We start from the raw sequence: 22,515 nt of genomic DNA on the forward strand, positions 1-22,515 counted from the left end.
TAGATTTAATTAGACTTGTTCCATCTGGGATCTCCTGCCACCCCTTCACCGGGGAATTTAACACCGGGTTTAAAATGGAAATCACCATTGACAGGATCGGTAAACAGATCCTCCGCCGTACCGGAGAAGGTATTGATATTGGCAAACGGACGACTTGTATTCAACTTCACTTCGGAAGTGAGGTAACAAGTGGCAAAATCCAAATATTTGTAATTACTATATCCGCAACCCAGTTCTGTGTTTTTATTAGGACCGGCAATGATCAGATTGGTCACAGCTATCTCCGTAGGTTGTGTCTGAAAACGGAAGAAATTGCTGGCTCCGAACTCGTTATTGTAGATGGTGCATTTATCAAATGTTATATCGTCCACTACACCCCTCGCATCAATCAATGAACCCATCTCTATAAATGTACAGTTGGAGACGGTTACAGTCCCGAGATCTGCCGGATTAGCAACAATCAGTGCATAACCATTGTTGGATACGTGGTCGATGATACAATTATTGAATACTACAGCGTCCAGTTTTACCCCCGATGTTGTGCAACGTACCACTGAACGATTATAATTGGATATATTACATCCTGTGAAGCTGACCGTCTTAAACTGATTAGCACCAAAACTGAAAAGATAGTTACTCAGTTCACCATCTAAGGCAAGCTTATCAAACGAAACGGATTGTACAATCTCATTCAAGGATACAGCCCCTAATTTCAATAAAGGTAATTCGCCTGTTGCCGAAAGTGTACCCGCAAACGCCAGATTCTCAATACCACCCGGAATGATAATACCGTCAGGATCGCTCTCGCTTTCTTTTATACCGATATAGTTATAAGTTTGTCCACCTTCAAAGATTAAAGTCAGACTGGTTGCACCTTCTTCTGCACATCTTCTTAATTCAGCATTAATCGGAGTATCGGGCATAATAGTAAGAACCACTGAATTGGGAATACCGGAAGTACGGAAGGAGACTTCTCCACGCTTGTTCTCTCCGTTGAATGCATAAACAGTATAAGGAGTACCACCTTTCAAACCTCCCAGAACGTACATACCTGCACTCAAATCGACTCCTGCTTCCTGCAGATTGATACGTCGTTCTGTCTCCATTATCAGTTCACCTGTACTGCTATTCCTCTCCCAAATTACAAATTCCGTCAGCTCATTAACCGGAGTCCAATAAAGAGTTACTTTGTCAATCTCCGGAACATTACTTGTGAATATCTGTTCTTTGGGAGTTTCAAAGAAAAAACTTACATAGCCCGATTCAACCAACGCTCTACTGATTGCTTTCATACGAACGGAATACTTGGTTACTCCTTTCAGATTATTAAACCAAGTACGGTATTCTACTTTCGTCTGGTTAGAATCATCCGAATAGACAGTCAGCGTATCAGCTAAAATCGTATCGGTACGCACAATGTGATTAAACTGCAAACTATCTTCACTAAACTCGAATATATATACGGAAGCATTCACTACCTTGTTGTAACTGATCTCGACAGCAGTTGCCTTTACTGATTTACTTTCAAATGCCAACGGACGAAACAGTCGGTCGTGACTCGAATCTATACCCCAATCATTGATCTCGTCATCACAACTCACCATAAGAGTGCATGACAAGAGAGCGAACAGCAGACTTATTATATTTTTCATATTCATTCTTCTTAAAATAATTAATAACCGTAAGAATTGCTCACATGGCCCTTACTTTCATAAACATCCTGATTATAGATAGCAAACAAATGTCTGTTATTACATTTACCGTTACCCATTGTCTTGGTCACCATGATATCGCGGATATCCGCGCCGTATTGGAGCTGGCTGTAGAAAGAAGAGTAGTCATAGTTTGCCATCAAACCGGATGCTGCACATAATACACTGACATATGCACCCAGATGGGCTGTGGGTTTCTTCTCACTGTATTGATGACGTCCCGATCCCCATTGAACCTCCGTATAAATGCTCTCATCGGGATTACCAGGTAATTCTTTGTAAAACTCAATCGACTTATAATCTATAAACTCGGGCAATGCAGGATCTTCATATTTATAGTAGACGCTTGTGGGAATATCGCCCGGATTAAAATTCTTATCAAAAATGGTAAATGGCTGAGTACCGTCCATCATCAGGCAAAGCGTTTGCTTCATCTCTTCAATCTTTTCATCCAGTATTCCCCAACGGATCAAATCCATTTTACGTACTGCTTCTCCTCCAAATTCCCATGCACGCTCATTTACAATGGCATTGAAAAAGTTAGTATCATATTGTTTGATTTTAGGAGAACCTGCACCAAATGCACGTTCGCGTACCTGTTCCAGTGCTTCGCGGGCACTGATATGAGCTACTTCACTTTTAGACTCAGGACCATAGAGTTCATTCCGTGCCTCGGCATACATCAGCAGAATGTCCGGATAGCGCATGATAATCCAGTTAATACCATTGCCAAGACGGTTGGTTGCCGTACTTAGAAGCGATTTCCAGCCGTCTGATGTCCAGAAGAAGTTCCATTTATTGAGTGACATATTGAGCATATCACCTTTGATGGTTTCTTTCGTATCATTGTTGGGATAAGAGGCCCAGGTCACTGCATAGTCTCTGCGCAAATCATCCCGGTCAAATGAATAAAAGTAATAGGCATGTGAAGAGACATAATTTCCGCCCATACTACGACCATTTGTATATTTGGTATTGGTACCCATACCGTACCCCATCAGGTTACCGATGTCACCAACCTGTCCCATCCCCATGGCTACTTCAAACAGGTTTTCATTATAACTGTTCAAATCTAAGTGGCATACTGTTTTCCAGATATCTCCATAATCAGGATCAAGTTTATGAGGGTTATCTGCACTGCCTATAACACTAGCACATGCCTGCTCGGCTATCTCATAATATTTTTTCCAGTCTTTGCGGCGTCCTGTATAGTAACCGTTCAAATCGGCAATTCTTGGATGATGCTCTACGTTTGCATCCGAGAACTGATTGGCATCACGTACAGACCATCCTCCGGCAAACAAAGCGACACGTGCCAGCAAACCTTGAGCAAAGCCTTTCGTAACGCGTTCACTGGTATAACCATCCTGCCCCATCCACGGCAGGTATTCGGCTGCTTCCTGCAGATCTTCTATAATCTTGTCATAAATAACATCGCGATCTGTCTTTCCAATGTACACATTAGACAAGTCGGAATTCGCCGTTTGTTCCTTATAAGGAACATCTCCCCAATAACGAACCAGCTCAAAATAGGCCAATGCACGCAATGTCAATGCCTCTCCCAGATAAACCTGCATTGCCTTCTTTTCAGTCTCCATCAACGGGGAATTACGAATGCCTTCAACAGCAGTAGCAGCCAACTCTGCCATACGGAAACCATCCGTCCAGCGGCAACGATATTCATAGATATCACACCAGAAGTGTTGGAATCCGGTTTCTCCGGAGTTGTAACCGGTCTCGGCAAATCCTCTATACCCTTCGATATCCGAATATCCCTGCCAGTTGATAGACATACGTCCTTTATATAAATTATCGCTGGCGAGCGTAGCATATACTCCCATCAATGCGGCTTCCGTCATAGACTTTGTGGTATATACGGTTTCGGGGCTCAATACAGAAGGAGATTCTGTATTCAGATAATCCTCGCATGAGCTGAATAAAAGCACCACACACAGGAATAAAGTATATATATTAATTCTTTTCATGGTTTGTTTAAATTAAAATGTGACATTAAGACCAAAAATATAACTATGACATTTCGGATAAGCTGAGATATCCTTACCGGGAGTCAGATTGTTGCCGGAAGTACTGACCTCTGGATCTTGCCCGCTGTAAGCAGTCCACGTTTTCAGGTTATTGGCCGTAAAATAAACACGAAGATTCTGTACGGCGAACTTTTGAGTGAACAGTTTGGGTAATGTATAACCGATTGTCAGGTTACTGAAACGGAGGAAAGAACCATCTTCTACCGCCCAGTCTGTAATTATGGTAGAATTAGTAAGCGGATGCCAGATACGTGCATTCTGATTCAACTCCATCAGACGTTGCGGATTGGCATCATTTCCATAATAAATGTTTTTGCCGGTTTCGGGATCAACTGTAAGGAATCGGTTTTCCATAGACATAATTGAACTTAGATTCTGGTACTTCTTACTTCCGGCATAGGTTGTATAATCAATCTTACCGGCATTAAGAATATCATTACCATATACCCAGTTGAACATGGCAGAAAGGTCGAATCCTTTCCAAGTTGCATTCAGGCTGAAGCCACCGGTATGTTTTGGTAATGCATTACCAATCACCTGACGGTCGTTCTCAGCAGTAATCTTTTTATCGCCATCAAGGTCTTTCAATTTGATATGACCGGGACCGTAATACTTTTCACCTCGTGACATCAGGTCGTAGCAGTCTACCACTCCCGGATTAATCTCCCATGATTTAGTAACCTCATTGAAAGTAAAATCATCAAATCCATACATACCCTCTGCCACATATCCATAGATCAATCCGAGCTGTCTGCCCACGATAACGCGGTAGTCGTCTTTACCTATATCGGCCGTATTGGATGAAACGATCATTTCGTTATTTCCGTCCAATGCATCTACACGATTTTTATTGAAAGAGATATTGAAGTTGGCACTCAGGCTAAAATTCCGGGTCTCGATAATTGTTCCGTTCACAGTTAATTCCAGACCTTTATTAGTAGTCTGGCCAAGATTCTGGTACTGGCTTTCATAACCGGAATGTGAAGGCAACGGTACTTTCAGGATCAAATCTTTGGTAATGTCTTTATAGAAATCCAAAGTCACATTCAGCCGGTTGTTGAAAAATCCCAGGTCGAAACCTAAATTAGAAGAATACTTGGTTTCCCAGGTCAAGTTCTCATTACGAAGTACCGTTGAAGTCTTTAATGAGCCGGTTGATTCTTCTCCCGGATAATAAATCTTATTGGCAGATGTTTCAAAAGCATAATTCTGACGCCAGTAAGAGCCTACACGGGCATTACCGGCAAGACCATAACTTAAACGAAGTTTCAAGTTACTCAACCAGTCCTGGGTGGGCTCCATAAAGTCCTCTTCGGAGATTCTCCATGCCAAAGCGGTTCCTGGAAAAAATCCCCACTTTTTGCCGGGGGAAAATACGTTGGTACCATCTTCACGGGCAGTGACCGTAATATAATAACGGTCGTTGTAAGAATAGTTGGCACGCCCAAAGAAAGAACTGGTACGGGCCGGTTCATTGATTGTGGTATAGGTAGGTTGTTCCTTACCCATATTCCACATAGCCAGAATATCTTGTGCTGTAAAATCATTTGGATAGAACATAGACTTTATACTCATATCTATCTTCTGGCTATGGTTAAGTTCGGTACCAAGCAATGCGTCAAAGCGGTGTTTCTTTTTCTTTAGTTTGTATTCCAAAGTTGCAGTACCTCCATAGCTGTTCCCCTTCATCGTTGAACGATTGGCTACCGGCATACCACCGTTATTCTTAGCCTCTCCGGTATTGTTGGTGTAGATGTCATCCGTATCATCATACATATAGGTATAAGAACCTTGTGCACGGAACCTCAACCCCTTTATGATATCCCAGTTGAAAGCAGCATTATATACATTGGAGAAGCGGTTCTGCTTTTTGTAGTTATTCACAATATTATAATAGGGGTCATTCAGGTCGGTCAGGTCTTCCGAATTATAGATATCCCCTCCCATGTCATCTTCGGATAGTGCGCTTAAAGTACCGATCGGTGCATATTTCACAATGTTGCGCAAGCGGTTTCCGGTAGATACTTTCGGACCGTCAATCGTAGTCTTGGACAAGCGCATGCCCAACTCTACAGATAGTTTTTTACCTATATTCTTATTGATTTTTGCGTTTACATTGTCACGAGAAAAGTTAGAGGTCTTCATGATATACGATTCATCATCGTGAACATAACTTACACTATATTTCAGATCTTCCGTACCCCCTTTGATGCTTACATTATAATTCTGTTTGACACCGGTATTACCGAACATTACATCCTGCCAGTCGGTACCTGCTTTAGAAAGATAAATATCAATGTCCTCCCACCGGCCGAAACGGCCAAACCATCCGGCACTTGCACTCGGATCCAGTTCACGCTGATAGAATACATATTCATAAGGTGAAAGCATGTCGTTCATATTATACACATTGCTGAATCCGACCGAAGCGCCAAACTGGATTTCCGTTTTACCGGCTTTCCCGCTTTTGGTTGTCACCAGCACAACACCATTTGCTCCTTTAGCTCCATAGATGGCTGTTGAAGAAGCATCCTTCAAAACATCAATTGTTTCAATATCGGTAGGAGAAATATCATTGATATTTTCCACCTGAAATCCATCGACTATAAAAAGAGGTGAGTTATCCTGCGTAACAGAACCACCACCACGCACAAGTATTTTGATTTCGGCATCCGGAGATCCTTCGGTAGTGGTTACATTTACACCGGCAAGGCGTCCGGTGATAGCTGATGCGGCAGAGGTTACAGGAATATCTTTCAATGTTTTTTCACCTACCGAAGCAATTGAACCTGTCAAATCTCCTCGTTTACTTGTACCGTAACCGATAACAACCACTTCATCCAATGCCTGGGCATCATCACGAAGTACTATTTTCAATACCTTTCCGGCCACTGCATCTACCTCGTGGGTAGTCATACCAATGTAAGATATAACCAGTTTTTTCCCCTTCCCGGAAACATTCAAAGAGAAATTACCATCCAAATCAGTAATGGTACCATTGCTCGTTTTTCCCTTTTCAACAACGGAAGCACCAATGACCGGTTCTCCGTCCGAATCGGTCACAATTCCTTTTACAGAAATGCCTTGTGCTAAAACTCCCAGAGGGATTATCAACAGCATAGCCAACAGCCATGCTAATCGTCTGTTTTTCATTTTGTAAGACTTTTGTTTCATGTTAACAATACTAAAGTTGATTATGGGGCAAAGTTCTGTAATTTAGGACTCTTAATAGGGTAATATTTAGTTGAAAAGGGGAACTATTTCGACTGCTATGCACAAAAAAAGAGGGTGCAACACAAAATGTTACATCCTCCATATTGGTAAACCAGTAAAAAAACAATTTATCCACCTCCTCTCGTTTCGGAGGAAATTAGATTAGTTACCTAACAATTAATTATACTTTTTCCCAAGATTGTCTCTATACTCGGTTGGTGTCATACCAAGTTTAGACTTAAAGCATTTACTGAAATAGCGCGGATCATTAATACCTACCATATAGGAAATCTGCGTCATATTGAACTCACCTGTTTCTATCAATTGAGCGGCACGGTTGATGCGCATCTCTTTTATAAACTCAATCGGAGCCAGGCCCGTCAATGTCTTCAGTTTTTTGAAGAAAACAGAACGGCTGACTGCAACTTCTCGCACCAGATCATCCACCACCAGATCACCATTATCCATATTTGCTTCCATAAGTTCAACCAGTTTATCCATAAACTTACGGTCGTTGGGAGACATATCCGGAAGCTTTTCTTCCTCCGTAGCAGCTTCTTCTGAGGTTGATAAAGAAGAAACATGCGTATTATTCATCAGATTGTCTCTATAAAGACTTTGCAGTTTCCGACGCTGGGAAAGCAGATTCTCAACACGTGCCTTCAGATAAGTAGCACTGAAAGGCTTCGTTATATAATCGTCTGCACCATACTCCAACCCTTCCAACTTACTTTCGATAGAAGTCTTAGCCGTCAGCAAAACAATAGGAATGTGACTGGTAGTCATATCGGCACGCAATTCTTTAGTCATTTCGATACCGTCTTTCTCGGGCATCATAACATCGCTGATAATAATATCCGGCACAAACTTGAGTGCTTTACTCCAACCCTCCATGCCATCTGCAGCTTCTACCACCCGATACATTGAGGAGAAAATAGTACGCAGGAATGCACGCAGCTCCTGATTATCTTCTACCAGCAACATTACTTCCTTATTGGAGCTTTCCTCCGGCTCTTCATCCTGCATCCCGGTTTCCGGATTTACAATCGGAATAACGGAAGCCGTTGCATCCATCACAGGGACAGGAATAGTCATGGATGTAGTAGTAACAGCATCTTCGAGAATAAATTCAACCGTTTCGTCATAATGTTCCTTTCCTTTGAGGAAATCTACCTTGAAACAACTACCTTCACCCAGTTTGCTATCAACAGAAATAACAGCTTTATGCATCTCTACCAACTCTTTCACTAATGAAAGGCCGATGCCGGTACTTGCCTGATTGAACAGATTTTTATCTACCAGGTTTTCAAAACGAACAAAGAGAGATTTCTTCTTATTCTCAGCAATACCAATGCCCTGATCCTGTACTCCTACAGAAACAGTTCCTTCATCTTCATGAATAAACACACGGATCAATTTTCCGCCCGGTGTGTATTTAAAAGCATTGGAAAGCAGGTTAAAGACGATCTTCTCCAATTTATCTTCATCTACCCAAAGGTAAAGTTCATCCTTTTCTGTTTCAAACAGGAAATCAATGTTGTGCTCCTCGGCCAGTGATTCAAAATTATCCATCACCTTACGTACGAAAGCTACTATATTGACACGCTGTACCTGCATCTTCATCTTCTTATTCTGAATCTTCCGGAAGTCAAGAATCTGATTAACCAGGTGAAGCATACGATTCGTGTTACGCTCTACAACTACCAACTGTTCGCGGGCATCTTCCGGTAATTTAGAATTCTTCAATACATACTCTACAGGGCCGGCAATAAGTGTCAGCGGAGTACGAAGTTCGTGAGATATATTGGTAAAGAAACGCAGCTTAATATCCGAAACCTGCTGTTCTACAGACACTTCATGCTTCAACCGGTAAATGGTAAAGAGGATATAAACAGCCACAAAGATCACAAGCAGAATAAACAATACATAAAGGAAATAGGCCAGTGGGGTTTCCCAGAATGACGGCAGTACTACGATGTCGAGAAACCGGGTATTGTCCACCCACACACCGTCACTATTGGTAGAACGTACTTTAAATGTATAGTGTCCCTTCGGCAAGTTAGTATAGGTGGCATTGCGTAGCCGGTCGGCATACGTCCACTGATTTTCAAAACCTTCAAGAATATAGGCATACTGAATATTCTGCGGATTCGTATAATCGAGTGCTGCATACTGAATGGCAAAAATATTTTCTTTATGAGAAAGTACCAGTTCTTTGGTATCGTCCAAGCCTACCTTCAATACTGATCCTTCGCCCGGAACAATGTCCTGATTGGCTATCACCAACTTAGATAATACAATAGGAGGTACAAAGCTACTCTTATTGATAGAATCGGGAGCGAACATGAAAATACCATTACTGGCACCAAAAAGCATATCCCCCATGGAAGTTACTGCTGAAGCTGCTTCACTGAAACGTACACGGAAAGTAATACTACGGTCGTCATAATTCTCAAAACGCTCTTCACCGGGAATGAATTTACTGATTCCATTCTCTGTACTCATCCATAAATTCTGCTTCTTATCCTCACGAATGGAAAGCAACACATCAGAAGGTAGCCCATCAAGTACGGAATAAGATTTGAACACTCCGTTTCCATCTTTATCAATAGAAAGAAGTTTATTGAGACCTCCTCCAAAAGTAGCAAGGTAAAGCTCCTTCTTCTTTGTGGCAATAATCCAGTGCACATCATTATTACTCAAGCTCTTTGCGTCATTCGGATTACGAGAGAAGTGATGGAACTGAATCTCTTCGGGAGTTTTAAAATTCTCATCAAAGGCAACTGCCCCGGCTGTGGTTCCCACCCAGAGATACCCATTGTTGTCCGATGTAATGAAACGGGTTTTATAGCAAAGGTCAATCGGATATCCTTTCAGGTTATTACGGTGATTGACAAAAATAGTATTGCCGGCTTTATCTTTTGATATATAGTTAATTCCGTTGGCAAAGGTTGCTACCCAGATTCTCCCGTTATGATCCTCGTAAACGCAATACACATTATCATTACTCAGACTATACATATCATCTTCATCATACTGATAACGGGATAATTTGTAAGATAATCCATTGGGTGCAACCGGCTCGGCACGTACCAATCCATCACCCTTTGTAGCAATCCAGAGTATTCCTTTCGAATCCTGAGTTATATCATAGACCGTACCTTTCATTGGTACACCGGAAAGTGAAACATTACCTGCTTCGGTCAGGAAACCCATATATTTATGGTTTTCATCATACACTCGAAGACGCCCATCTTTCAATCCAACCCATATATTTTTATGCTTATCCTCACATAGTGCACGTACTTCATTGCTTAATGATTCATAACTATGCTCTTCGGGAGTCAGCATACTAAACTGAACTGAACGAAAAGTAACCTTTTCCAATCCCTTTGAATGAGTACAAATCCACAAATTGCCCTGCTTGTCCGAAAAAGTAGAGTGAATTTTATTGGAGAAACGCCAGTCGCTACTTCCTAACTCATCATAAAAAGGCACAAGGCTCTGTTCCTTACGGTCGTAAAAAGAGAAGCCTCCACCATAGGGATGCACCCAAAGGTATCCGTTAGTATCTTCGTGAATATGAAAAGAAGGGCGCGAACGGTCGGCAGCAGTAGGCTCTACACGCATCTGCTCCCGTTTTAAGATCCCGGTAGTCGGATTGAAATGAACTACTACTCCGGGTTCTTCCTGCTCAAACCATACTTCGGAAGATTTATCTACATAAGCCGAAATAATAGGTGCGGAAGGCAAATTACGACAAGTAATATGGGAATAATGTATGTGTTCTTTGGTTTTCAAATTGTAGGTAAAGAAACCATCAGTAGAAGTGGCTATAACGACCTTATCTCCTCCTACCGCACTGATAGCAGCAATACGCGAACGAGTAGGAAGTTCAAGTAACTCAAACTGACCGTTCTTTTTCTGGTAACGCCACACGCGCCCCCTATCCGAACCAAAACAAATCTCCGCATCATCCTCCTGTACAGCATAGAATGCCTGTTTGGGATCAGAAAACCGTTCTTTAGTCTCTACAAAATAGGAAACCGGATTTTTCTCTCCCGGACGAATTAGCCCTAAGCCATTATCCGTCAGTATCCATTCATTATTGTTAGCATCCTGATATACTTTAAAAACTTTTGTAGCAGGGAAAAGACCGGATTTTGCCGAATAAATGTCAGTAGAGAGATGGTTTGTCCCAGCAGGAGTAGTCACACGGATGGCACCATCATTCTCGGTAAGCAACCAAACGGTCCCGCAAGGAAGTACAGTGATGGTATTTACATTGGAAGTACTACCCGGTTGGCCGGCAGCAGGCACTTGTTCGAAAGTCTCCGTACGCGGATCAAAACGATGAGCACGGTTATCATAAGTCAGCAACCACAAAAAACCGCTGGGGTCTTCGTACATTCGGTCGACACGATTGTTAGTCAGGCTGATAAAACTTCCCTGGCGTGCTTTATAAGTCTTAAAAGAGTATCCATTAAAGCGGTTTATTCCATCCCAGGTAGAAAACCAGAGATTCCCTTTATGATCTTGTAAAATGCTCATTACAGTGTTCTGAGACAGACCGTCCTCCGAAGAATAATGGGTGAAGAAACAGCTACGCTGGGCATCAGTCGCCAGCGCGATACTCAAAAATGCTATCAGAAATAAGATTCTTCTCATCATTTTATAAACTTCCATGCTGTAAAGATACAAATTAAACCGAATTTCACTGTGTTTTTGTATCCTTTTTAACAAGGTATTAGCATGAAAAGGAATAGATAATATGGTAAGCTACAAGCTAAAGTTTGTTAGTTTAGGGTTTATTTTATACTGGCTAAGATCCAAAGGTTATTATCAGTGTGCCATAGATTGTCCGGTGTTGTACTTTGTCTTTCTCAGAAAGTAACGTTTCCTTTCCCGGTGTGCAGTCTTGTTTTACATGTACATCTAAAACAATAACACTATTTAATAGAAGACTGATTAAAATCTAAGCAGGAATTTAATTTGTAAGTTGCTTATTAAAGAATGCCAGTATCTCCTCCTGCATCTCTTTACTACAGAAGTGAGGTAAATCCCATAGTCTGGTAATCAGTTTATCATCGGCTGACTGGTTCTTCCAAACCCGGTGCAACTGTGCATAAGCATCTTCTACAGCCGGAACCGGGAAGAGTTTATCCTTCCGTCCGTTAAAAAAAAGCATCGCTTTGGGACAGGCTATAGAAGCAATGTGAGGATAATCCAGATAACGCCTTAATCCGGGAAGTACATTGGCATAATTGGAATCTCCTTTACCACGCCCATAGTCAGGAGAAAGTTGATACTCCGTCGTAGTAAGCCAACAAACAGCCGCTCCGGCTTTTATTTTATCAGACAGAGCCGAAAGCATCCAGGATCGATAGGCACCCATCGAGAATCCCATACAACCGATTCGATTGGCATCTACTTCTCCCAAAGAAGCCAGAAAATCTGTGGTATAGATATCTTCATAAGAAATAAATCCACTCCAGCTACGCCCCAACATCTCAAAGCTACAAGCCAATGCCTGCTGACTTTCATAACGTACGCCTTCCTTGCGCCCGCGTTCTCCCCAGAAAAGGGCATCAATGGAAATCACCACATAGCCTTTGGAAGCCAGGTAATCACCTACATACTGATCATCATAACATTGATGTACCCATTTGTCAGCGTCCGACAACACAAGAGAATCGACACCGAAAGGACGAATCATTTTCTCTTTTCCAATGGAGAAATGCGCTCCGTGGTCGTGGAGTAATACAATGGCAGGAAAAGGTCCTTCCCCCTCAGGTACCAATAAATAGGCAGGTACACGAGAATAGGCAGAAAGATTGAAACAAATCTTACGGGCTTCATATCCGGAACGATACTCTATAGACACTACCTCCATATTATATTCGCTGGCAACAGGAGGTGGAGTCAACATGGCATCCAATACAGTAGCACGAGCGGTTTTCCGCCAAATGGAAAAATCCTTCAACGGACTATTTCCCCAAGCCATAGGATAGGTAAGCTCCTGTTTTATCTGATCGAGGAAAACAGGATACTCTTTCTCTATTTCATAAGAAGACACCTCTTGTGCCGTACTTGCTAATGAAACAAAGATCAATAAGCAAAAGCAGATTCGTTTCAACATTCGCATTTACTTTTATTATCGCACTACTTTTACCAACGCATTTCCATTCTTTACCGGATTCCATCCATCTTCTCCAACTAAGATTTCTTCTATCTGGTATCCTTTCAGTTTTTTAAGCTGATGGGAGAAAGTGGCACGAGCCTTTGGATTGGCGCCCTCTCCAAAGCTCTCATATTCGGCATAGAATACCGTTTTCTCTGCATCCTTTTTCCCCCAGTTATGCCATCCGGCAGGTTGTATGTGTTTGCCTAAATTGCAACGAATAAATACTGCCTGTGCATAGGGACGCCATGGACGGGAAAGATAAACACCTTTCACACCATCATCGGCAGTGAGCGTACAGTCATAGAACACATAGCCATACTTCTTTCCTGCCTCCGTAGAAGGGGCTGTAACATACCCATCTCTCTTGCTATGAATATGGCAACGATTGAAGACAGCAGTAGACCAGCCAAATATGAAATCGACAGAACCTTCTATATAACAGTCTTCATAATACTGACGACTGTTTTTTCCGTATGTATAAAGGGTATCCTGGAAACCAAGAAACCGGCAGTTTTTAAAAAAGATCCGATCAGCAGAAACAAAACAAGCTACGGCTTGCCCAACAGGTCCGGCAGTATTTTCAAAGGTGATGTTCTCTGCATAAAAATCAGGAGCATAAATATAGCAGGTAGATGATCCGGAAGTTCCTTTGGTCTCTCCGAAAACATTCTTCTTATTGGCATAATCATCATAAGAAATCACAGCACCTTCCTGTCCTATCAGTGAAATATTAATCTTACTCTCGGGTACTACGACCTTTTCTTTGTATATACCTTTGCGAACAAGAATAGTAGTACGCACATCCTTACGGAAATCAGGCACTGCATCTATAGCCTCCTGGATAGTGAAGAAATCACCACTGCCATCCTGCGCCACCACATAATTGTAATGACGGACATACTTTGCCAGTTCAGGAACTACTTTTGCAATGGCATCTACCGCCAAACCAGCTACTACACGTCCCCCATATACATTGAGATGCGTATTATCTTCACGTCCTTTCGGGAAAGCCGGTACTTTATCGGGAGATACCCACATGAATAGTTTTTTAGATTCTACCGGTCCCAATCCCTGCACCAGATCATGAGTAATCTTATTCATGTCAATGAAAGGCACTCCCAACTCTTTTGCCACATTGCGGGGAGACTCAAGATAGGCACCATGTGTATCAAATAAAGTATCACCTTCCTGAACCGGTTCTGTTTCTCCGGCATCGTGACGTGTATCCTTGGCTATACTTTCATCCAACGGACGGACAAAATTACGGCGTACAATTGCATTGCAAAGGATGGGTATTCCTCCTTTAGCCCGAGTTTCATTTACAAAACGGCGCAGATTAGCGTCAAAAGTTGTTCCTGGTACAGTGTGCCGATCCTCTTTGGGCTTTTCATCGTTATGTCCGAACTGAATAATAACATAATCGCCTTTATTCACCTGGGAAATCACTTTGTCCCAACGCCCTTCATCAATAAAGCTTTTAGAACTGCGTCCGTTTACCGCATGATTGTCAATACGTACTTCTTGACTGAAGAATCCGGGTAGCATCATCCCCCACCCACGTTCCGGATTACCACCTGTGATATTTTTGTTAGCCATTGTAGAGTCGCCTATCATAAATATGGTAAGCACTGGTTTATCTGCTCTGAAGGCAGATAGAAGAAAAAATAAACTCAATAGAGCTACCAGTTTCTTTTTCATTTTTGTCGAACTTATTTATATTGTTGTGCAAACTTACAGAGTTTTTAATTGAATGGCGTATAAAAACCGTTGTTTTAGGTGGAATAATTGTATATTTGGACAGGTTTTTAAAATTTGAAGTATGAAAACAAGAAGTAAAACATTCATTTTAGAAAAGGAAAAAGTATGGGAACCGGCAGGCGAAGGGGTTGTTCGCCAAATTATGGGATACGACGGACAAGTAATGCTGGTAAAGGTAAAGTTTGAAACGGGAGCTATAGGAACACCGCATACTCACTATCATACTCAGACTACATACGTGGCAAGTGGTAAATTTGAATTCACCGTAAATGGTGAAAAACAGATAGTAGAAACCGGAGACGGTGTTTATATTGAACCTGATGCAGAACACGGATGCGTTTGTCTGGAAGCCGGAATACTGATTGACTGCTTCAGTCCAATGCGGGCAGACTTCTTAAAATAAAAAGAAATAGAGGGTGCACAGGGAAACTGGTACACCCTCTTCTGCAAAGAACATCATCCCCGTAAGTCATCACGACTTTACTGCGGAGGGGAGACTTCTCTTTTATTCTATAATTACCATTTTTTGATTTTCCACCAATACGGAATTGTATGGGTATAAGAGTAAGAATCTGTTTTCTATGTTTCTTATAGTTATCAAAAAGGTAACAATGGATTCTCATACCACCATCGGATACAAATCTATGGGAGATATCGTTCTATGTTGTGTAGAAACTGATTAATTATGTGGAAATATTGTGTTCTTTCAACTATTTATACGGATACCAATTGCTACTATCGGTGAAAATATTCTCAATAGTGTAACGCAAAGCTTCTTTAGGGGTCAATTGTTTTGCCCACTTCACTCTCCCGGCGGTTATAGCGCCCTCACCGGTATTTCCAAACTCAGCATAACGGGCTGTCTTTTCATTTGCTTCATTGCGCCAATTGTCCCACCCTTCAGGACGGATATGACTTCCAAACTCACAATTGAGGAAAGTAGTAGATGCGTATGGACGCCAGGGACGCCCCAAATACACTTTAGTTACTCCGGGAGCAGCGGTCAGTTTACAACTTTTGAATACATAACCGAACGCTACATTTTCAGGAGTAGAAGCTGCTGTTATATAAGAATTTCGCTTACTATGGATAGTGCAACGCTCAAAGAGAGCCGTAGCAGGACCAAAGATAAAATCGGTAGTTCCTTCTATGTAGCAACTGGTAAACAGCAAACGCGCCCCTTCTCTGCCGGTATATATCGTATCCTGATTTCCCAGAAAACGGCAATGGATAAACATCAACCTGTCACCTTCTGTATGTAGCGCTACCGCTTGCCCAAGCGGAGCCGCATTATTCTCAATGGTCAGGTTCTTGAAAGTAATGTCATTTCCTTCTACCTTAATAGTATAAGTACGAAAAGTACCCATCTTATTAATATTGGCATGATCATCATACGTAATAATAGTACCCTCGGCACTCTCACCTACCAGTTGTACATTCTTAACCCACGAAGGAATAACCAGCTTTTCTTTATAAACCCCATCCTTTATATATATAGTAACGGTGTAATCCATAAAAGCACGAACAGCCTCCACCGCCTCCTGAATAGTACGATATTCTCCGGTACCATCACGTGCCACTACAATCGTATCTTGTTTCTGCTGTGCTTGTACCGTTCCGATACAAGCCAACAGCAGCAACAGACTTACTCTCACTAACCTTCTCATTGTTTCTTCTGCAAACGTTCATACTCAAGACTCGCCATAATGAATGGCCCTACAGCTTTCGGGTCATTATCACGAATCGTCTCATTAATATAATAATCATAATCTCCCGAACGATAGTTCTTTCCACCCAGTCCGGCAACGGCACAAGCTTTCGTTATAGTCACCAAACCGTCATTGTCTACTTCAATAAAGTTATCCAGAATACCTTTATACCCCTTCAATGCCACATCCAAATAAGACTGATCAATATATCCCATACGTACCGCTTTAAATAAAGCATATACAAACATAGTTGAGCAGGAAGATTCAAGATAATTTCCTTTCTCGCCACTCTTGTCGAGCACCTGATACCACAATCCGGTTTTCGGATCCTGAATTCGTTTCACCTGAGTTGCTATATTATTAAGAATGACAAGCATTGAATCACGTCCTGCTTCATGTTTCGGAATAAAGTCGAGTGCGTCTACAAAAGCCATCGCATACCATCCCATAGCACGTCCCCAGCTATGTTTAGATTGTCCTGTTACGGGATCGGCCCAACGTTCTTTGCGACTCACATCACAAGCATGGCGATACAACCCATTCTGCGGATCATAAGTGTGACGGGCTACAGTAATAAACTGATTCACTACATCTGCATAATCCTTCACCTGATTGTTGCGAAAAGCATATTCTGCGTAAAAAGGAGAAGCCATGTAGATACCATCAAGCCACATCTGATTGGGATAAATCTTTTTATGCCAGAAACCACCATCCTCATTGCGTGGATGCGTGTCAAGCTGACTACGCAACAAATCAATTGCTTTCTTATACTTCTCATCTTTAGACTCTTCATAAATACGGAAAAGGAATTTCCCGGAATTCAGACGGTCAATATTGTATTCTTGCAATTTATAAGTAACAATGCTACCATCATTATGAATCATCGTATCAGCATATGCCAGTGCATAATCAACTATTTTTTTATCACCATATGTATCATATACATCAAGCATTGCCTGAAGCTCCAGTCCATGACAGTAGTCCCATTTCAGTTTAGGCTGAAAATCAAGTTGCCAGGATTCGGGACAACGAATCATCTCCGACTCCGTCATTCGAACGGACCAAGGCAGTTTATCACTTACTTTCTGAGCAGACAGAGAAACAGAACAGAGCAAAGTTCCCAGGACAAAAATTTTACAAATCGAATTCTTCTTCATTCTCATTTTGGTTATCGGTAATTAGATTTATTCCTTGAATGGGACAAAGATAGCGAGTCTTTTTTTATACGGTGTGTAGATTTCGATTCAAATAGTGTATTTATAAGTTTTCGTGCGCGCAAACATTAAATTCGTGTGCGATAACGTAGTTTTTTAGCGTTTTTGGACAATTTTGGTAGTATTCAGACAAAATTTACAGCAAAAGAGACAATAAATATGTTGATTTACATCAAATAATGTGTATTTTTGACCCCAGAATCAGAACTAATAATTTTAAATCATTTATCATGAGTACAATTCAAAATGCGATGGGTAAAATGACAAACTACAGATGGACCATCTGCGCTATGTTATTTTTCGCGACAACAGTTAACTACCTCGACCGTCAGGTGCTATCGCTGACGTGGGATGAATTTATCAAACCTGAATTCCACTGGGACGAATCACATTACGGTACTATTACCTCTGTATTTTCCATTGTATATGCAATCTGCATGTTGTTTGCAGGACGTTTCGTTGATTGGATGGGAACAAAGAAAGGTTTCCTTTGGGCTATCGGTGTATGGTCACTAGGTGCATGTCTTCATGCAGTCTGCGGTATAGTAACTGAGCATGTAGTGGGTCTTCACAGTGCTGCAGAACTGGCTGCTGCAACAGGTACTGTTGTAGTTACTATTGCTACTGTCAGTATGTATTGCTTCCTGGCTGCCCGCTGCGTATTAGCACTCGGTGAAGCCGGTAACTTCCCGGCAGCTATTAAAGTAACAGCTGAATACTTCCCTAAGAAGGACCGCGCTTATGCAACTTCTATCTTTAACGCCGGTGCTTCTATCGGTGCGTTGATTGCTCCGTTAACCATTCCTGTTCTTGCCAAATTCTGGGGTTGGGAAATGGCATTTATTGTTATTGGTGCCCTCGGTTTCATCTGGATGGGTTTCTGGGTGTTCATGTATACTCCTCCCGCAAAGAGCAAACACGTGAACAAAGCTGAGTTGGAATACATCGAACAGGACAAACACGAAGTAGGTGGCACTTATGTAGAGGAAAAGAACGAAAAGAAGATGAAATTCTGGCAGTGTTTCAGTTACAAACAGACTTGGGCATTCGCTTTCGGTAAGTTTATGACAGACGGCGTATGGTGGTTCTTCCTCTTCTGGACTCCTTCTTATCTGTTCACACAGTTCGGCATTAAGACTTCAAGCGGTCTGGGGATGGGATTGATTTTCACGCTGTATGCAATCACCATGTTATCTATCTATGGAGGTAAACTTCCTACTATCTTTATTAATAAAACAGGTATGAATCCGTATGCAGCCCGTATGAAAGCGATGCTGATTTTCGCATTCTTCCCGCTGGTGGTATTGCTGGCTCAACCGCTGGGTACTATTTCTCCATGGCTTCCTGTTATTATGATCGGTATAGGTGGTGCTGCTCACCAGTCCTGGTCGGCAAATATCTTCTCTACCGTAAGTGATATGTTCCCCAAAACAGCTATTGCAAGTATTACCGGTATCGGTGGTATGGCCGGTGGTTTCGGTTCTATGATCCTTCAGAAAGTAGCAGGTAACTTATTTGTATATGCTTCCGGTTCAACAATAGTAGACGGAAATGAAGTGGAAATGACTCCTGACTTACTGGCCCAGGGTGCACAGTTCGTACGTCCGGCTATGGAATTTATGGGATTCTCGGGTAAACCAGCTGGTTATTTCATTATCTTCTGCGTTTGTGCAGTAGCTTACCTCATTGGCTGGATTGTAATGAAAGCACTGGTTCCGAAATACAAACCTATCGTACTGGAATAATCTTTCACACACAAAATTTATAAATAGCAAAGAGCTGTATCAACGAATGGTTGATGCAGCTCTTTTTTTCCTTATCTTTGCCCCATGGAAAAAGAGGAAATCACAGAGTCTTTCGACATCCTGCTTACTGCTTGTCGTACTCAGGACGACAAACTTGGCGTAGCTTATAAGCAAATGCGCGACCTGCTCGAGCGTCTTTGTCGCAGCCAGATGCCAAACGAAAGTCTGCAAATGACCGATCTATCTGCACGGATTAGTTTCGTAGCAGCACGTACCGAATTATCCGTTGTAGAACAGAACCGTCTGCATACCTTCCGTCTCACCTCAAATGCCGTATTAAACCGAAGAGAAGAACCCAAACGAGAGAAACTACTACGTGATGTAAAAACTCTTGCCTTTTTCTTGAAGAAACTCTCCGGAACTGATATCCCCGAAACATTGTACCGGCTACTCCCTAAAGCAGATGCTACTTATATCGTTGCTCCACCGGCTCACAAACGAGTAGAAAGAATGCGGGTTTGTTTTCAATATTCGGATGAATTCTTTTTGTATGTCAATCCGCTGGATAGTATTGCGGACGAGCCACTGCGAGTGCACTACAATATTCCACAAATAAATGAAGAGTTTGCAGAGACCTGTAAACTTCTCTGGCGACATGCACAAATCAATCTGCTCGATGTAGCCATCGACAAGGAAGGAATACTCACTCCCTCTTTCATCGTTCTTGAACCGGATTATCTGATAGATATCAGCTCGTTGGCAGAATGCTTTCGCGACTACGGGCACCATCCTGCCAACTATCTGCTGGCCCGTTTGCAGCCTATAGAGAATGCACGTCCTCTACTCCTGGGAAATATTGCCAACCTCTTTCTGGACGAATGGATCCATGCGGATGGAGAAGTGGACTATCTTTCGTGTATGCAGAAAGCTTTCCGCCGTTACCCTATCGAACTGGCAGCTTGTGCCGATTTACAGGATAAGGAAAAAGAGCGACAGTTCTTTGACGATTGCAAAAAACATTTTGAACATATCCGGGAGATAGTAACCGATACTTTCCATGCCCCCGGTTATGAAATGGATAAGACAGATGCCGTACTGGAACCTTCTTATATTTGCGAAGCATTGGGGTTACAGGGACGTCTGGACTACATGCAGCGGGATATGTCATCATTCATCGAAATGAAATCCGGAAAAGGTGACGAATACAGTATCCGTAACAAGGTAGAGCCCAAAGAAAATAATAAGGTACAGATGCTTCTCTACCAGGCAGTACTCCAATATTCGATGAAAATGGATCACCACCGGGTAAGAGCTTATCTGCTATATACGCGTTATCCGCTACTTTATCCTGCCCGCCCGTCATGGGCAATGGTACGCCGAGTTATCGATTTGCGCAATCGCATTGTAGCCGACGAATATGGTATCCAGCTACGCAACAGTCCGGAATATACAGCCGAAAAGTTACAGTCAATCAATGCCAAAACACTAAATGAACGAGGACTTCAGGGACGTTTCTGGGAACAATTCCTTCGTCCTTCCATTGACATATTTGCCCAGCGCCTCGCTACACTCTCCTCTTTGGAACAGGCCTATTTTTACACAATCTACAACTTCATCACCAAAGAACTATATACCTCCAAATCGGGTGATGTAGATTATGAAGGCCGCACAGGAGCTGCTGCTTTATGGCTTTCAACACTAGCAGAAAAATGTGAGGCCGGAGAAATTCTATATGACCTTCGTATTAAAGAAAACCATGCCGCCGATGAGCACAAAGCGAGTATTATCCTATCCAGAGGAGACATTCGGGAAGAAGCCTTACCTAATTTCCGCCAGGGTGATGCCATCGTTTTATATGAACGCAACACGGATACAGACAACGTCACCAACAAAATGGTATTCAAAGCCAACATAGAATCTCTCACCGAAAATGAAATACACATCCGGCTGAGAGCTACTCAGCAAAACACTTCCGTTCTTCCTCATGAAAGTCTGTATGCCATTGAGCATGACACAATGGATACTACTTTCCGGAGCATGTATCAGGGATTGTCTGCTTTTGCATCGGCCACCCAAAAGCGCAGAGATTTACTGCTTGCCCAGCGCCTTCCCGCTTTCGATGAAACTTTTTCCACCCGTATTTCTACTGCACCGGATGACTTCAGCCGTATTGCCCTTAAAGCACAGGCAGCACAGGATTACTTTCTGCTGATAGGACCTCCGGGTACGGGAAAAACCTCTTGTGCCCTAAAAAAAATGGTGGAGACTTTCTATCAGGAAGAAAATACGCAAATTCTCCTCCTGTCATATACCAATCGTGCCGTAGACGAAATCTGTAAATCCCTCTCTTCTATAAAGCCTGAGGTAGATTTTATCCGTGTTGGTAGTGAACTCTCCTGTGACGAAGCCTATCGCAACCACCTGATAGAAAATGAACTTGCCCTCTGCAGCCGCCGCTCTGAAGTGGTGGAGAGAATCACCCGTTGCCGGATATTCGTAGGTACAGTAGCCTCTATCTCCGGCAAACCGGAATTGTTCAGACTAAAAACTTTTGATGTAGCCATTATTGACGAAGCCACTCAAATACTTGAACCACAGTTATTAGGCATCCTCTGTGCACGTAGCACAACAGGCAACGATGCCATTGGCAAATTCATCCTTATCGGAGACCATAAGCAGCTGCCGGCCGTAGTTCTTCAACGAGAAGAGCAGTCAGAAGTACATAACGAACAGTTACGTGCCATCGGGTTGACAAATCTCAAAGATTCTCTCTTTGAGCGTCTTTACCGAACCGTTAGAGAATTGACAATGGACAGTGGACAATTGACAGTGAACAGTGGACAGTGGACAGTGGACAGTGGCTATGCAGCATGCAAACAGCGCAGCAACTGTCCACTGTCAATTGTCAACTGTCAACTGCCTAACTGTCAACTGT

The 22,515-nt window shown here is 42.4% G+C and carries 10 protein-coding genes and 1 pseudogene; 3 read left to right on the top strand and 8 right to left on the bottom strand.

Going from position 1 to position 22,515, the window contains the following annotated elements:
* Window positions 1-5: 5 nt before the first annotated feature.
* From VCM39_RS17840 to VCM39_RS17865, 6 genes are all read right to left on the bottom strand, one after another.
* Window positions 6-1,652 carry a DUF5123 domain-containing protein gene (locus tag VCM39_RS17840; protein WP_322932805.1) on the bottom strand — a complete coding sequence of 549 codons (1,647 nt, stop codon included), beginning with the start codon at window positions 1,650-1,652 and terminating at the stop codon, window positions 6-8.
* A gap of 20 nt (window positions 1,653-1,672) precedes the next feature.
* A complete protein-coding gene (locus tag VCM39_RS17845; protein ID WP_322932806.1) occupies window positions 1,673-3,697 on the bottom strand; it encodes a RagB/SusD family nutrient uptake outer membrane protein in 2,025 nt (674 codons plus the stop codon).
* 12 nt (window positions 3,698-3,709) lie between these two features.
* On the bottom strand, window positions 3,710-6,910 hold the full coding sequence (locus VCM39_RS17850) for a TonB-dependent receptor (RefSeq protein ID WP_322932807.1): 3,201 nt from the start codon (window positions 6,908-6,910) through the stop codon (window positions 3,710-3,712).
* Window positions 6,911-7,147: 237 nt separating this feature from the next.
* Window positions 7,148-11,638, bottom strand: coding sequence for a two-component regulator propeller domain-containing protein (locus VCM39_RS17855; protein ID WP_407934699.1), 4,491 nt, complete (start codon window positions 11,636-11,638; stop codon window positions 7,148-7,150).
* 319 nt (window positions 11,639-11,957) lie between these two features.
* The gene (locus tag VCM39_RS17860) at window positions 11,958-13,109 is read right to left on the bottom strand and encodes a dienelactone hydrolase family protein (RefSeq protein WP_221649252.1); all 1,152 of its coding nucleotides are present in this window, start codon (window positions 13,107-13,109) and stop codon (window positions 11,958-11,960) included.
* Window positions 13,110-13,124: 15 nt separating this feature from the next.
* Window positions 13,125-14,852 carry a pectinesterase family protein gene (locus VCM39_RS17865; RefSeq protein WP_221649251.1) on the bottom strand — a complete coding sequence of 576 codons (1,728 nt, stop codon included), beginning with the start codon at window positions 14,850-14,852 and terminating at the stop codon, window positions 13,125-13,127.
* A gap of 121 nt (window positions 14,853-14,973) precedes the next feature.
* On the opposite strand from VCM39_RS17865, the gene VCM39_RS17870 reads away from it, so the two are divergent.
* Window positions 14,974-15,315 carry a cupin domain-containing protein gene (locus VCM39_RS17870; RefSeq protein WP_221649250.1) on the top strand — a complete coding sequence of 114 codons (342 nt, stop codon included), beginning with the start codon at window positions 14,974-14,976 and terminating at the stop codon, window positions 15,313-15,315.
* Window positions 15,316-15,622: 307 nt separating this feature from the next.
* Here the strand turns inward: VCM39_RS17870 and VCM39_RS17875 are convergent, their stop codons facing one another.
* On the bottom strand, window positions 15,623-16,579 hold the full coding sequence (locus VCM39_RS17875) for a pectinesterase family protein (RefSeq protein ID WP_322932809.1): 957 nt from the start codon (window positions 16,577-16,579) through the stop codon (window positions 15,623-15,625).
* Window positions 16,576-17,778, bottom strand: coding sequence for a glycoside hydrolase family 105 protein (locus VCM39_RS17880; protein WP_289290949.1), 1,203 nt, complete (start codon window positions 17,776-17,778; stop codon window positions 16,576-16,578). The genes VCM39_RS17875 and VCM39_RS17880 overlap by 4 nt, the downstream gene beginning before the upstream one ends.
* Before the next feature lie 287 nt (window positions 17,779-18,065).
* Between VCM39_RS17880 and VCM39_RS17885 the strand changes: the two genes are divergently transcribed.
* Both VCM39_RS17885 and VCM39_RS17890 read left to right on the top strand, forming a co-directional pair.
* Entirely contained in the window at window positions 18,066-19,580 is a 1,515-nt protein-coding gene (locus VCM39_RS17885) for an MFS transporter (RefSeq protein WP_221649247.1), read from the top strand.
* Between the two features lie 84 nt (window positions 19,581-19,664).
* Window positions 19,665-22,373, top strand: a pseudogene (locus VCM39_RS17890) (AAA domain-containing protein); the annotation flags it as partial.
* Window positions 22,374-22,515 lie beyond the last annotated feature (142 nt).

Source organism: Bacteroides mucinivorans, assembly GCF_034654355.2.
GTDB lineage: Bacteria > Bacteroidota > Bacteroidia > Bacteroidales > Bacteroidaceae > Bacteroides > Bacteroides nordii.

What these genes read in the sequence shown, in the direction of transcription:
- VCM39_RS17840 (WP_322932805.1), bottom strand. Translation starts at nt 1,652, where the DNA reads ATGAAAAATATAATAAGTCTGCTGTTCGCTCTCTTGTCATGCACTCTT.
- VCM39_RS17845 (WP_322932806.1), bottom strand. Translation starts at nt 3,697, where the DNA reads ATGAAAAGAATTAATATATATACTTTATTCCTGTGTGTGGTGCTTTTA.
- VCM39_RS17850 (WP_322932807.1), bottom strand. Translation starts at nt 6,910, where the DNA reads ATGAAAAACAGACGATTAGCATGGCTGTTGGCTATGCTGTTGATAATC.
- VCM39_RS17855 (WP_407934699.1), bottom strand. Translation starts at nt 11,638, where the DNA reads ATGAGAAGAATCTTATTTCTGATAGCATTTTTGAGTATCGCGCTGGCG.
- VCM39_RS17860 (WP_221649252.1), bottom strand. Translation starts at nt 13,109, where the DNA reads ATGTTGAAACGAATCTGCTTTTGCTTATTGATCTTTGTTTCATTAGCA.
- VCM39_RS17865 (WP_221649251.1), bottom strand. Translation starts at nt 14,852, where the DNA reads ATGAAAAAGAAACTGGTAGCTCTATTGAGTTTATTTTTTCTTCTATCT.
- VCM39_RS17870 (WP_221649250.1), top strand. Translation starts at nt 14,974, where the DNA reads ATGAAAACAAGAAGTAAAACATTCATTTTAGAAAAGGAAAAAGTATGG.
- VCM39_RS17875 (WP_322932809.1), bottom strand. Translation starts at nt 16,579, where the DNA reads ATGAGAAGGTTAGTGAGAGTAAGTCTGTTGCTGCTGTTGGCTTGTATC.
- VCM39_RS17880 (WP_289290949.1), bottom strand. Translation starts at nt 17,778, where the DNA reads ATGAAGAAGAATTCGATTTGTAAAATTTTTGTCCTGGGAACTTTGCTC.
- VCM39_RS17885 (WP_221649247.1), top strand. Translation starts at nt 18,066, where the DNA reads ATGAGTACAATTCAAAATGCGATGGGTAAAATGACAAACTACAGATGG.